Annotated in this window: 12 protein-coding genes and 1 pseudogene; 7 read left to right on the top strand and 6 right to left on the bottom strand. The window is 42.9% G+C overall.

Features of this window, described 5'->3' with window-relative positions:
• Positions 1–19: 19 nt before the first annotated feature.
• From HWQ42_RS11330 to arsH, 6 genes and pseudogenes are all read left to right on the top strand, one after another.
• Complete coding sequence (locus HWQ42_RS11330; RefSeq protein ID WP_292811967.1) at positions 20–646, top strand: precorrin-8X methylmutase; 627 nt, start codon at positions 20–22, stop codon at positions 644–646.
• 2 nt (positions 647–648) lie between these two features.
• Positions 649–1353 carry a precorrin-2 C(20)-methyltransferase gene (locus HWQ42_RS11325; protein ID WP_292812013.1) on the top strand — a complete coding sequence of 235 codons (705 nt, stop codon included), beginning with the start codon at positions 649–651 and terminating at the stop codon, positions 1351–1353.
• Positions 1354–1668: 315 nt separating this feature from the next.
• Positions 1669–1995 (top strand): helix-turn-helix transcriptional regulator, encoded by a 327-nt coding sequence (locus tag HWQ42_RS11320; protein WP_292731538.1) that lies wholly within the window; start codon positions 1669–1671, stop codon positions 1993–1995.
• Positions 1996–2190: 195 nt separating this feature from the next.
• Entirely contained in the window at positions 2191–3255 is a 1065-nt protein-coding gene (arsB, locus tag HWQ42_RS11315) for an ACR3 family arsenite efflux transporter (protein WP_292811964.1), read from the top strand.
• A 31-nt stretch (positions 3256–3286) separates the two neighbouring features.
• Positions 3287–3697, top strand: a complete 411-nt coding sequence (gene arsC, locus HWQ42_RS11310) for an arsenate reductase, glutathione/glutaredoxin type (protein WP_292811962.1) — start codon at positions 3287–3289, stop codon at positions 3695–3697.
• A 129-nt stretch (positions 3698–3826) separates the two neighbouring features.
• Positions 3827–4495 (top strand): annotated as a pseudogene (gene arsH, locus HWQ42_RS11305) (arsenical resistance protein ArsH).
• 72 nt (positions 4496–4567) lie between these two features.
• Here arsH and HWQ42_RS11300 read toward each other — a convergent pair.
• The 4 genes from HWQ42_RS11300 to HWQ42_RS11285 form a co-directional block, all read right to left on the bottom strand.
• Positions 4568–5254, bottom strand: a complete 687-nt coding sequence (locus HWQ42_RS11300) for a PHP domain-containing protein (protein ID WP_292811960.1) — start codon at positions 5252–5254, stop codon at positions 4568–4570.
• Between the two features lie 460 nt (positions 5255–5714).
• Complete coding sequence (locus HWQ42_RS11295; protein ID WP_292811958.1) at positions 5715–6851, bottom strand: AIR synthase related protein; 1137 nt, start codon at positions 6849–6851, stop codon at positions 5715–5717.
• 76 nt (positions 6852–6927) lie between these two features.
• A complete protein-coding gene (locus HWQ42_RS11290; protein ID WP_099099470.1) occupies positions 6928–7134 on the bottom strand; it encodes a hypothetical protein in 207 nt (68 codons plus the stop codon).
• A 302-nt stretch (positions 7135–7436) separates the two neighbouring features.
• Positions 7437–8039: a superoxide dismutase gene (locus HWQ42_RS11285; RefSeq protein WP_292811956.1), complete on the bottom strand. Its 603-nt coding sequence runs from the start codon at positions 8037–8039 to the stop codon at positions 7437–7439.
• Between the two features lie 962 nt (positions 8040–9001).
• Here HWQ42_RS11285 and HWQ42_RS11280 point away from each other — a divergent pair.
• A complete protein-coding gene (locus HWQ42_RS11280; protein WP_292811954.1) occupies positions 9002–9397 on the top strand; it encodes a hypothetical protein in 396 nt (131 codons plus the stop codon).
• Positions 9398–9828: 431 nt separating this feature from the next.
• Here the strand turns inward: HWQ42_RS11280 and HWQ42_RS11275 are convergent, their stop codons facing one another.
• Both HWQ42_RS11275 and HWQ42_RS11270 read right to left on the bottom strand, forming a co-directional pair.
• Positions 9829–11433, bottom strand: a complete 1605-nt coding sequence (locus HWQ42_RS11275) for a bifunctional pantoate--beta-alanine ligase/(d)CMP kinase (RefSeq protein WP_292811952.1) — start codon at positions 11431–11433, stop codon at positions 9829–9831.
• A 171-nt stretch (positions 11434–11604) separates the two neighbouring features.
• Positions 11605–12708, bottom strand: coding sequence for a septal ring lytic transglycosylase RlpA family protein (locus HWQ42_RS11270; RefSeq protein WP_292811950.1), 1104 nt, complete (start codon positions 12706–12708; stop codon positions 11605–11607).
• Positions 12709–13168 lie beyond the last annotated feature (460 nt).

Below are 13168 nucleotides of genomic sequence, written 5' to 3'. Positions count from 1 at the left end.
ATCTAAAATCCAAAATTGAATGTCCGACTATATCCGAGATGCCAACGAAATTTACCGTAATTCTTTTGCAATTATCCGGTCAGAAGCGAACTTAGATGTGTTGCCACCAGATGTAGCAAAAGTTGCTGTGCGTCTAATTCATGCCTGTGGGATGACGGATATTGTCACTGACTTGGGATATTCACTAACAGCAGTACAATCCGCAAGGGCAGCACTGGCAGCAGGAGCGCCAATTCTGTGTGATTGCCGAATGGTTGCCGATGGCGTTACCAGGCGGCGGTTGTCTGCAAACAATCAAGTTATCTGTACCCTTAACGAACCAGAAGTGCCAGAACTTGCCCAGCGTATGGGTACTACAAGGTCGGCGGCAGCTCTAGAATTATGGCGATCGCACCTGGAAGGATCGGTAATTGCAATTGGCAATGCGCCCACAGCACTATTCCGACTGTTAGAAATGCTCGATGAAGGAGCGCCCAAACCCGCGATTATCTTGGGCTTTCCAGTGGGGTTTGTCGGTGCAGCGGAATCGAAAGCCGCACTGGCAGCAGATAGCAGGAATGTACCATTTTTAACCTTACACGGTCGGCGCGGTGGAAGTGCGATCGCGGCAGCAGCAGTTAACGCCCTGGCAACGGAGGAAGAATGAATATGCAACCCAAAGGTCGTCTCTATGGAATTGGTGTCGGCCCGGGCGATCCCGAATTATTGACTCTGAAAGCGCTGCGGCTATTACGTGCGGCTCCTGTGGTAGCTTATCAATCAGCCACAGATAAAGAAAGTATCGCTAGAGCGATCGTGGCGCAGTATCTTCCTGGCAATCAAATCGAGGTGCTATTTCATCTCCCACGCGCTTTGGAACCAGAAAAAGCAAAGTCTATTTATGACCAGGAAATTGAACCAATCGCCGACCATTTAGCAGCAGGTCGAGATGTTGTAGTGCTATGTGAGGGCGATCCATTTTTCTATGGTTCCTTCATGTATCTGTTCACACGGTTATGTGACCAATACGAAACAGAAGTTGTCCCCGGAGTTTCCTCGCTAATGGCTTGTCCGGTAGCCTTGGGTGTACCTTTCACTTACTACACGGATATTCTCACAGTCTTACCCGCTCCATTGCCAGCAGAAGAACTGACTACACATTTGTTAATGACTGATGCAGCAGCAATTATGAAACTAGGTCGTCACTTTACCAAAGTACGAGATATCCTGCATAAATTAGGGTTAGCATCACGGGCAAGATATATTGAGCGGGCATCAACATCACAGCAACGCATTATACCCTTAGATGAAGTCGATCCAGATAAAGTCCCCTATTTCTCAATGATTGTGATCCCAACTAAGAATCGACTATAAACCAAAAATCAATACAGTTGAGTTAAGCATTTCTTCGTTATCTTCTTTTTTTTAATTTTAGCGATCGGATTTGCTGGATTTGGATAAATTTATAATACGTACAAAACTGATAAATACAAGACGCGATGAATCGCGTCTCTACAAGGGGGATCAAAAAAAACGGTCGCATTCCCATTCTGCAAACAATATTAATTGGCGTAAATGCCGAAAACCGCGTTCGCATAATGACCAACAAGTAGGCATCATTGCATCGTGAATGATGCCAATTGCTTTGCGATGATTTAGACTTTACCATAAATACTTCAAAAAAAATTGATGGCTTCTAATAGCACCTTCACTCCTGATACGATCGCTGCTGGCTTTCATGCCCTGTCTGACCCCCTACGGATTCAGGTATTAGAACTGCTACGCTCTCAAGAGCTATGCGTCTGTGACCTGTGTGACCACCTGGGAACCACGCAATCTAAACTGTCTTTTCACCTCAAAACCCTGAAAGAAGCGGGTTTAGTTCGCGCTCGTCAAGAAGGGCGCTGGATTTACTACAGCCTCAATTTGCCCCAATTTGTTGCTCTAGAGCAGTATCTAGCAGAATTCCGCCGTTTTAGCCCCATATTACCTATTCGTCCCCCCTGCGAGCCTTAAATATTCATCAATTTTTTTTGTAATATTTTGTTTAATTTTAGTTTTATCGGCATTTACAAATCAACTTTTTTTGAAATGATAGATATATACTCTTGATATAACTCACGAATTTTAGATTTTCAATTTTGGATGTTGGATTGAATAATCTGAAATTCCTGCTCAAAGCTCCTGCATTCATGTATGGGGTTAATTGTAATGAACAAAAAAACTTCAAAACGCCTCTCCTTTATTGACCGCTTCCTAACCTTGTGGATTTTTTTAGCAATGTCTATCGGTGTTGGTCTAGGCTATTTCTTTCCTGGAGTAGAAGCCTTTATCAACCAGTTTCAGGTGGGAGCAACCAATATACCGATCGCCATTGGGTTAATTTTGATGATGTATCCGCCCTTAGCCAAGGTGCGGTATGAAGAATTAGGGGATGTATTTCGCAACGGAAAAATTCTTGGTGTTTCACTAATTCAGAATTGGATCATTGGGCCAATTTTGATGTTTGCTCTGGCAGCTATCTTCTTACATAATTACCCAGAATACATGACGGGATTGATTTTGATTGGATTAGCTCGGTGTATTGCAATGGTAGTGGTGTGGAGTGACTTGGCACGAGGTAATACAGAGTACACGGCTGGATTGGTTGCCTTCAACAGCATATTTCAAGTTATCTTTTATAGTCCTTATGCCTGGTTTTTCATCACTGTACTGCCGCCACTGTTTGGCTTACAAGGTAGTGTTGTGAATGTCAGTATTGCCGAGATTGCCAAAAGTGTGTTTATCTATCTTGGTATTCCCTTTTTAGCTGGATTTTTCACACGTTACTTCTTAGTAAAAGTGAAAAGTAAGCAGTGGTATCACGAGGAATTTGTGCCTAAAATCAGCCCCATTACACTTATTGCTTTATTATTTACAATCGTCGTTATGTTCAGCTTGAAAGGGAATTTGATTGTTCAGATCCCCTTCGATGTGGTGAAGATTGCAATTCCGTTGATCGTCTACTTCATCATCATGTTTTTGGTCAGCTTTTACATGGCTTGGCGCGTTAAAACAGACTATTCTAGAGCCGCAAGTGTCGCGTTTACATCGGCAGGAAATAATTTTGAATTAGCGATCGCAGTTGCGATCGCAGTATTTGGCATTAATTCGGGTGTTGCTTTTGCAGCTGTTGTCGGCCCCCTGGTGGAAGTGCCTGTATTGATTGGTCTGGTTAATGTGGCTTTCTGGTTTGAAAAACGTTATTTTTCGCCATCTGAATCGAGAATCTTTTAAATTGAGTCAAATTATTCGGAGGATTTGAACCATGAAACGTGTGATGTTTGTCTGCAAAAAGAATTCTGCCCGTTCCCAAATGGCGGAAGGTTTTGCTAAAACTCTTGGTAAAGGAAAGATTGCAGTGATTAGCTCTGGGTTAGAAGCAAGTCAGGTTAGACCAGAAGCGATCGCAACTATGAAAGAAATTGGTATCGACATTACCGATCAACACTCCAAACCCCTCAATGATTTCCAAGCACAAGACTTTGATGTAGTGATTTCTTTGTGTGGCTGTGGGGTGAATTTACCGCCTGAATGGGTTGTGCGGGAAGTGTTTGAAGACTGGCAGTTAGACGATCCAGCAGAACAACCAGAAATTTTTCCGAGAGTCCGCGATGAGATTAAAGAACGGGTCACTCAATTAATTGAGTCTGTAAATAAAGAATTTACAACTGCTTGATAAATATTACTTGTAGTACTGGGATGAAACTAAGGCTCGAACACAATGGAGCAAGAAACAATTCAACCAATTTCAGAGAACCTCTGGTGGGTGATTTTTGCGAGAGTTGGAAAAGAATAAGCAATTACCATGACAACATTTGACCATCCCCCCAGAATTTTATTTTTGTATGGCTCCCTGCGTGAGCGTTCCTATAGCCGCCTCTAGGCAGAGGAAGCCGCACGCATCATTGAAGAATTTGGGGCAGAGGTAAAGTTTTTCGATCCCCGCGAACTGCCAATCTACGGCAGCGTACTTGACACCCACCCGAAGGTGCAGGAGTTGCGCCAATTAAGCTTGTGGTCAGAAGGCCAAGTCTGGTCTAGCCCAGAACTACACGGTCAGATTGCTGGTATTATGAAAAATCAAATTGATTGGATTCCGCTTAGTATTGGAGCCGTTCGCCCGACTCAAGGGAGAACTTTAGCTGTCATGCAAGTAAGCGGCGGATCTCAGTCTTTTAACGCTGTCAACACATTAAGAATTCTTGGACGCTGGATGCGGATGTTCACGATCCCCAATCAATCGTCAGTGGCTAAAGCATATCAAGAGTTTAACGAAGACGGGACTATGAAGGATTCGCCCTACCGCGATCGCGTTGTCGATGTGATGGAAGAACTTTACAAATTTACCTTGCTATTGCGTGACAAAGTTGATTATCTTACAGACCGCTATAGCGAACGTAAGGAAAAAGCTGCCAAAGAGACAATCAAGATAGCTTCTCAATCTCTTGAAATTAACTCTAATAAAACAAATTGACTATTGAGTATCAAAAAAAAAGATAACCTCCTGGCAGATTGAACCAGGAGATTTAAAAAAATTGATTCATCTTTACAAGCGTTGTAGCAGACTCAAACCGTGGCTATCAGTACCACAGGTATTGAAAAGAAAGTATTCATCAGCCAACTTTTGCACTTGTTCTGATTCCAATACGCTGGGTTTCCAAGGGTTAGGGTTATTGTAGGCGTAGAAAGTTTCCACGCCATCAATGCCCTTTTCGGATGCAGCTGGAATTAAGTCAAAAAGCGATCGCTTATAACGAGCTGGATGAGCCAGAACTGCCAATCCCCCAGCCTCATGAATAGCGGCAATCACGTTACTTGCCTGATATTCTTGCCCTGTAGTCGGCCTTCTTTGCAGATAGGGTTTCATACTAGGGTGTTCTATGGCAAAAGCGTAAGCCAAAATGTGAACTTCTATATTCAAAAGGTTGGCATTGATTTCCACGCCACTCCACAGGTGAGGAGTTGTTGCATGAGGATTATTCCACTTCCAATCTTCTAACCAAGCAAGGCCTGCTTGATAGCCGATAATACCATGATGATCGGTGATGGCTAACCCTTTTAGCCCAATAGCGATCGCCTGCTCCATCAATGCACTAGGCTGCAATCTACCATCCGAGTAGACAGTGTGCATGTGAAAGTTGAATAACCTTGGACAACTATGTGCATCAATGTTACGGAATACTTGCTTTAAAAGTTCTGCCGAAGTTGTAGTACGGGCCAAATTTACAGCCATAACCCCCTCTGAAGAAAAATATATATCCTTAACACACCAAAATGTACATCTCTGGATGAGAAAGAACCAACACTAAAAATTAGTATCGGCTGCTACTTTCTCAGCTTTCTCAGCAAATTTTTCAATATGTTAAGACTACGTTAGCAAATCTTAATCTCAGTAGTCATGGGTAATTTGCACTACTTTTATATCTAGTAGTAGTAAATATTACACCTAAATTTTCATAAATGCGCCTATAACATCTGTGTTAAATGACTTATAAAATAAAGGTTTAGTAGAGTAATTATTTCTAATCAGCCTGAAATGCAAATTGATTTTGTGTGTCAAAAATATTATTTATCTCAGTAATTATAGCTTTTTTCTAACCAATAATGACTTTAGCTACCGCATAAGTGAGTCTAAAATAGCTTTGAGAAAACTGGCGATGTCTACGACGGGCTATGCCTACGCTTGGGCTGCATTATACCCCTCGCGCAATTCCAAAAGAATCTCCCTTTAAGGTGACTCCAAGGGGTTCTACCACCACCTGACGGGAAAGGGACGCTTCAACTCTTCCGGCAATCACAGCCGAAAGTTGATGTTCTCTTGCAAGCAGGACAATTCGCTCTGCATCCTGCTCTGACTCTGTATAGAATGCGAATCCTGCACCGTAATTGAACACTGAAAGCATCGTCTCGGCCCCGCCCTCAAGATGACTTTCAACAAATGTAAATATCTCAGGTACTGGGAGCATCGTTTCAATGACATATCGAAGCGGCTTTACCGACCGCATCAGCTTTTGCCAGCCATGACCAGTGATATTTTCCATCGCTGTGGGACGAATTCCTTCGCCAAGCACCGCCTGTACAAGCGGCGTGTAAAGATATGATGCAGCATTCATCGCTTCCCAGAACTCCTGCCCACTGGGAAGTTTTGTTCTATAGCCATCAGGAAGCGACTCGGCAAGCTTTCGCAGTGGGGTAAAGCCGTTCTCATGGGGGCCTGAACTTTCGACCAGAACAATGGTATTTCCGGCATCCAGACGCGAACTATCAATAGGAGCGACACCAGCCGGCATAACCCCAAAAACCGAGCCGGCGATGTCGAGCCGCCCTGGAATCATCTTGGTTTTTAGTTGAGGAGTTTCCCCTGAGAGATAGACACACCCGACTCGTTTGCACCCCTCAACTACTCCATCAAGAAACCCATCAAGGAAAGCGGGGGTAAAAATTGTTTCAGGAGTACTCGACGGCAGATAAAGACCGAGAAGTATAGTCTGCATACCTGAAGTTGCGGCATCGTTCGTCAGACACGAGATGATCTTAATACCAATATTCCACCAGAATCGTCTAAGTTCTTCTTCGGAAAGATCGTCAGGGCGGGTATCGTCTGCGGTGCCCAGTCCTTCGGGCACAAGTGTCATCGAAAGTTCTCTAGCCCCAGCCTCTAGAAACGGAGCGAGGTTGAAGCTGAAAGCGTTAGCACTTGCTCCAAGACCCGATGCGGGGACGATGCCATAAGCGCTTGCAAAGCCAAGTGTGCGTTTTGCGGCATCGATGAAGCGTCGTTTTGCAGCATCGAGAGTATCGTAATCGACTTGATCGAGAGCTTGAGCCATCAGGTTGCGTTTTAAGTTAGGAGTTAGGAGTTAGGAGTTAAAAGTTAGGAAAACTCATAACTCATAACTCCTCACTTTAAAATACCTCATCTTCAATACCACGCCACCATTCACCCAATTTCATCAAGTCTTGGTAAATATCTTCTAATTCTTTGGTGTAGACATCATTTGTCAGTGTGGCTCGACGCTCTTGCAATTTTTTGAGGCGAAGTTGTACCAATACCCAAGGTTTAGAGATACTATTTGTTGCTTCGATGTATTGCGCTAGTTCTTTGCTATCCATATATTTTATATTTTGATTTCCCACCATCCCCTCAATGCCTAACCAAAAACAGTCACGATACTAGTACAATGTCCAAGCTAGTTTTCAGGGTTTGTAGTAAGCACTTCAGTGCTTAGAAAATAAGGACTAAAGTCCCTACTACGAACTCGTTTACCCATCAATTTAAACTTGACTGACTACTGTCGTGACTGCTGACAAGGGTGTTAACTGAATTATTTCTACTTTAAATATCTGGCACAATCTACGTAGCCGCAAAGCAGCTGGCTAAAACACATTGCAGCCAGTTCAAAACTGCCAAGTAATTAAGCTTTAGCCAAGTTTTCACCAGCAAAGTCCCAGTTGACCAAGTTTTCTAAGAAATTCTTGATGAACGCTGGACGGGCGTTTTTATAGTCAATGTAGTAGGCGTGTTCCCAAACATCCAAGGTTAAGAGTGCCTTCTTACCATGAGCTAGGGGATTTTCTGCATTTGGTGTTTTGATCACCTTTAGCGTACCACCATCATCGATCAGCCAAGACCACCCACTGCCGAATTGAGTTGCAGCCGCGTTAGAGAACTCTTCCTTGAATTTGTCAAAGCTACCAAAATCTTTATCGATTTTGGCTGCGAGTTCACCTGTAGGTGCGCCACCACCTTGTGGTTTCAAAGAATTCCAGAAGAAAGTGTGGTTCCAAACTTGGGCAGCGTTGTTGAAGATTCCCACCTTAGAGGAGTCTTGGAAGGAAATTTTGATCACTTCTTCCAGGGACTTATCAGCAAGTTCTGTACCTTCAGTGAGCTTGTTGAGGTTGTCTACATAAGCTTTGTGATGCTTGCCATAGTGATACTCGAAAGTTTCCGCTTTCATACCAAAAGGCTCGAGAGCATCCTTTTCAAAGGGTAGTGGGGGCTGTACAAATGCCATTGTGTCAAATCCTCTCTTTATCGGTTTCCAGTTCTAAGCTATTGCAGAAGCTTGAGACATTAATAGCTTTTATTTTCAGGAGTTTTACGTCTTTGATCGTGGAACATAAAACTTAACATCGTCATTCTACTACCAAAGTGAAACGAAAAACAAAGTCTTTCTCTAATAAGTAAAATAAGTTAAATCGCTTGTATGCAATCACTATAAATAAAAATGGCTAATATTTCATACATAAAGACATGTATTACAATCTGATTTGAAACACATCAATTGCAAAGCTTATATTTTGGAATTTTCTTATAAATGGCAGACTTCTTAGTTCAGAAATCATTCAGGAGTGCTATGACAATTGGTATTAATTAATTAAAAGCAGCAATTAAAGCTTTGGAACTTCTATCTTTAGTAAGATTAATTGCTATTTAAATAATCAGTCTAAAGCTGGATGACTTAATTTTAAAATAAGTTGTTAATTAAAATAATCGACCTAAATTTATTTAAATAAAATAATCAAAAAGAAAAACTATCTAATATCTGTCTAGATTTTGGCACTGTCTCTGGGTGCAGGAAATCTAGAGTTAGGAAGGCAGGGCAGTGCAGCCGCATCATGTCAATAAGATTATTTCATTATCAATAAACTCCAAAACCATCTGATTAATATCTGCTTATTGACAAAGATTTTAGAGATTGTCTTGAGGCTTAGACAATTAAATCAAACAGTAAATGCTGTTTTTTTCGTTGATTCTTAACCTGGTTACGAGAAAAAAGTACAATTTGGATGCGTTTGCCTTAGAGTCTGCCCAATACTGCTCGGGTTATGCATTTTTAACTCGGAATTGGATTTTGGGAAAAGGTTAAAGGGTAAAGGTTAAAGGTTTTTTGTTTCCCCTTTCCCGCAACCCCATTCCCCAAAACTCGACAAGTATTGAGAGTCTGCCCTCTTTACAAAGCACAAAAAGAAACTAATGAAACACTTTACCCTGTTTACTTTTCTGTATCTAGTAGCAGGAGTTTGCTTAACGGCGATCGCACTTGGGCATCCTGACATCACTCCAAACGATAAAATAACCCTGCTAATTAATGCTGGACTGTTATACCTTGTCACTGTGCTTAGTACCTTTCAATTTTGGCGACAACGCTTAATACACCGCCAAGAGAGACTGCGCGATAAACCTGCTTGGGATCGGAATTTTTTCATGATCTTACTTTCACTCATCATTGGATTTACGCTTTTTACAGCGATCCCTGACTTGGTGAATCACAACTGGGCAATAGAGGTGATTGCCAGAGTATCTGTCGCGCCACTGCTCATCCTGACAAGTACAGAACAACTCTTAATTAGAAGCCAAAATCGGCAATAATCCAATACGGTTCAGTTAAGGCTAAAATTCTTTGCTAAAGTCAATTTTTTTAACGTAGACGCAAAGCGGCTTGCCGCAGGCTATCACTAAGGACGCGTTCGTGCAGCGTCTCGTAGAGAAAGACGCAAGAGAAGAGAAGAAATGCTTAACTGAACTGTATTGGGCAATAATCCTGATTAGGGACATGCAAAAATTAAATTATCCATTTTTCAGAGCGAAGACCATAATTGTATTCTTACTCCTCTGCCTCCTCTGCTTCCTCTGCTCCCCCTGCTTGCCAAAGCGATTGATTATTTTTTTATTTGGAAGTCCTTTACAGGTATTTTCTTTATTAGTAACCAGAAGAGTACAACAAAAGTGGGAGACAAGGTGACAGTAGCAGAGATTGATTAAATGGTTGTTCCCTTGTCTCCTTGCTCTCTTCGATGACACTACTCAGATAGACGTTGCTGGTAGTAGTTAACTATTTTTGCCGTCACTTCAGACACGGCTAAACCATCAGTTTGAAGTTCGATCGCATCTACTGCTTTTTGCAAAGGAGAAACTTTGCGTGTACTATCTTTCCAGTCACGTTCGGCAATGTCGTGTTCCAGCTGCTCTAGACTCACTTCAGGTTGACCTTGGGTGTTAAAGTCTTGCTGGCGGCGACGGGCGCGTTCACTTACAGAAGCGGTTAAGAAAATTTTCACTTCGGCATCAGGAAATACGTGAGTACCAATATCCCGACCTTCAGCGACTAAACCACCTTTTTTACCCCAGCTTTGTTGTTGTTTAACCAGTGCTTGACGGACAGCGCTTTGTGCCGCGATCGCAGATACTTGAGATGTTACCTCAATGGTGCGAATTACCTGGGTAACATCAGTACCGTCAATCCAAACCCGCACAGATGATTGTAAATCCTGGGTGGGAGTAAGTTCAATTTTACACTGATTAGTTAATTGGGCGATCGCACACTCATCGTCAATCGCAATCCCCTTTTGCAGTACTAACCAAGTGACAGCACGGTACATTGCTCCTGTATCTAAATACACTAAATTCAGGTTTGCTGCCACTTGCCGCGCCACTGTAGATTTTCCAGCCCCAGCTGGGCCATCAATGGCGATAATGGGTTGACGATCGCGCAATATAATATTGTCAATCAAACGTGTAGCACCAAGACGAGCTGCGATCGCCAACATTCCTTCCTCCTCAACTTTTTCTAAAGACATCAACGTAGTCGGTTCAACCAATTCAATATATTCCACTGAGACCGTGCTGACCATTGCCACTTCTTGCTGTACCACTGCTATCAACTTGTTACTATTGCGATCACCTGCTTTGAATGCAGCTTCAGCTCGTCGCAAACCCCGATATAACACCGCTACTTGCTCTTTTGCCGTTGCAGTCAAATATTGATTGCGAGAACTGAAGGCCAGACCCGACGCTTCCCGTACTGTTGGACAAGCAACAATTTCTACTGGCAAATTTAAGTCAGCTACTAAGCGTTTAATAATTGCTAGTTGCTGACCATCCTTTTGACCAAAGTAGGCACGGTCAGGCTGTACCAAGTTGAAAAGTTTGGTAACAATCGTAGCGACACCCTGAAAGTGACCCAGCCGAGAACGACCACACAAGCCTGTCATCATAGCAGATGGGGGGATAACTTGTGTAACCTTTGATTCTTGTATACTCTTCTGGGGAACTGCCATCTCTTCAGGACTCGGTGCAAAAATTGCATCTACCCCAGCTTGTTCGCAAAGTTGTTGGTCTTGCTCTAAAGTGCGGGGATAGCGTTGATAATCCTCATTAGGAGCAAATTGCAGGGGATTGACGAAAATACTCACAATCACCGTCGAATTTTCGTGCCGCGCCCGTTGGATTAAGCTTAAATGACCTTGATGCAAATTTCCCATCGTTGGCACCAGACCGACTGCCGTCTGATACCAGCCAGTCATCTCATCTAGTCTCAGATCCTCAGTAACCGCAATTAGCTTGTTTTCTGAGCAGCGTTTAGTTAAATAGCAGCGTAAAGCTGCGACTGTTGTCAGCAGGCGCACAAAAATACCCCTAATTCTTATCGATCCCTCCCCCGTTAGTTTATATCCGAAATAGAGGGAAGAGTTGATTGAACTAGGGGAATTAAGTGATACGGAACTTGGATTGGGGATTGGGCATTGGGGATTGGGGATTGGGCATTGGAAAAACCCCTATTCCCTATTCCCTAATAATTATTTCCCTAAGACTTCAATATGTACTGGTGCAACACCACTGCCCATCATTCCCAAAATTCGAGCTGCGCCGGCAGATACGTCAATGACTCGACCCCGAATGTATGGGCCTCGGTCATTAATTCGCAGCACTACAGAACGACCGTTGCGGGTATTGGTTACACGCACTTGCGTACCAAAGGGTAGGCTGCGATGAGCAGCAGTCATTGCTTCTGGGTTGAATCTCTGACCGCTTGCAGTCTTAGTACCAGAACCGTCATAGCCGTAAAAAGAAGCCATACCTCTCAAAGTGGCTTGCACTACTCCGACGGCAACTTGTTGAGGCAGCTTTGGTATTGAGACTGGTTGACGGACTGGTAAATTCGCAATCTCTTTTAGGGGAGATGCATTACCTAGTAGCCTCCGCAAGCGATTGGTTGCTTGCAATGCATCTTGCGCTAGATCGTTGGTACTACCTGCTAATCGCGTACCTTCGCTGATTTCGACCAACTCTTCGCCATTAATTTTAATTACATAGCGATCGCCATTTTGTTGGACAGGAACACTTTTGTTTTCTGCTTGATTGGCAGTAGATTTTTCCCCTGCTTTCCAACTAACGGTAATCTTACTCCCGTCCACGTTTTCCCGATTCAACTGGTTGATCTTAGCTGCGATTACACCAGCTATCTGAACCGGGTCATTGTCAGCGGAGCTAATCTGGTTACTCGCATCTGTTATGTTGCCAGTATTTAATGCATTTGATGAATTGCTAGCAATAAGGGCGTACCCTTGTACGCCCCCAGTATTGCCAATTGCACCAACTTTTTTAGTCTCAAGATTCGTATTTGATACAGAACTCAAAAAGGTGAGAACAGGTATATTTTTGATAAAAAGGGTTGCCGCCTTACGTCCTCTAATGTTGTGAGGATGAATTTCTGTAATCACAGCATCCAAGGTTTGTTTCCCTGCTCTGGATTGGTACTCTCCCACCTTAACCACGTCAGGGGCAGGTGATTTTTGGGATGCTAGCGCATTTCCCTTGGTGGTTTGAGTGCAACCGACTGAGGGTATTCCCAAAACAGTCAGAAACAGGGCAACAATAGTCCACAAATGTCTTTGATTCATGCGTCCGTTTTTGAAAGCGACTGTAGAACTTAAAGTTTTATAACTCGCGGGATTTACCACTAATGAAAGTGATTTCCCTTTTGAAAAACTCGAACTTGTTCCGTTTTCACTTTGTTCTTTATAACTGCAACAGACTAGCACGAACCTTTTGGCTTGGGGATCAGGGTTTTAGCGTAACTATCTGCCACTTTCTCAAATTCCAATTCCAATTTAAAGGGCGAAACCTTTCTCAAAAGCGGACTTTAGCTGTGTAACGCTTTTTTCCGTAAGTCAAAAATTTCTTCAAAAAACTTTACGCTTATTTCACATTAAAGTGGCGATACCCTATTTACATCAGTTCTAAAGGCTCGCTACTACCCGTGTATTCTATGTCACATCTAATTGGGTTATTCCCTATAAGAAATTAATATAACTTTAATTAAATAGCATCGGCATAAATGCTTAAAATCATTTATTTAAT

It is taken from the genome of Nostoc sp. JL23 (genome assembly GCF_017115065.1).
GTDB lineage: Bacteria > Cyanobacteriota > Cyanobacteriia > Cyanobacteriales > Nostocaceae > Nostoc > Nostoc punctiforme_A.
This window is presented reverse-complemented; position numbering and strand designations above follow the sequence as displayed.

Excerpts from the sequence above, each read along its gene's own strand:
- HWQ42_RS11330 (WP_292811967.1), top strand. The coding sequence starts at position 20 with ATGTCCGACTATATCCGAGATGCCAACGAAATTTACCGTAATTCTTTT.
- HWQ42_RS11325 (WP_292812013.1), top strand. The coding sequence starts at position 649 with ATGCAACCCAAAGGTCGTCTCTATGGAATTGGTGTCGGCCCGGGCGAT.
- HWQ42_RS11320 (WP_292731538.1), top strand. The coding sequence starts at position 1,669 with ATGGCTTCTAATAGCACCTTCACTCCTGATACGATCGCTGCTGGCTTT.
- arsB (WP_292811964.1), top strand. The coding sequence starts at position 2,191 with ATGAACAAAAAAACTTCAAAACGCCTCTCCTTTATTGACCGCTTCCTA.
- arsC (WP_292811962.1), top strand. The coding sequence starts at position 3,287 with ATGAAACGTGTGATGTTTGTCTGCAAAAAGAATTCTGCCCGTTCCCAA.
- HWQ42_RS11300 (WP_292811960.1), bottom strand. The coding sequence starts at position 5,254 with ATGGCTGTAAATTTGGCCCGTACTACAACTTCGGCAGAACTTTTAAAG.
- HWQ42_RS11295 (WP_292811958.1), bottom strand. The coding sequence starts at position 6,851 with ATGGCTCAAGCTCTCGATCAAGTCGATTACGATACTCTCGATGCTGCA.
- HWQ42_RS11290 (WP_099099470.1), bottom strand. The coding sequence starts at position 7,134 with ATGGATAGCAAAGAACTAGCGCAATACATCGAAGCAACAAATAGTATC.
- HWQ42_RS11285 (WP_292811956.1), bottom strand. The coding sequence starts at position 8,039 with ATGGCATTTGTACAGCCCCCACTACCCTTTGAAAAGGATGCTCTCGAG.
- HWQ42_RS11280 (WP_292811954.1), top strand. The coding sequence starts at position 9,002 with ATGAAACACTTTACCCTGTTTACTTTTCTGTATCTAGTAGCAGGAGTT.
- HWQ42_RS11270 (WP_292811950.1), bottom strand. The coding sequence starts at position 12,708 with ATGAATCAAAGACATTTGTGGACTATTGTTGCCCTGTTTCTGACTGTT.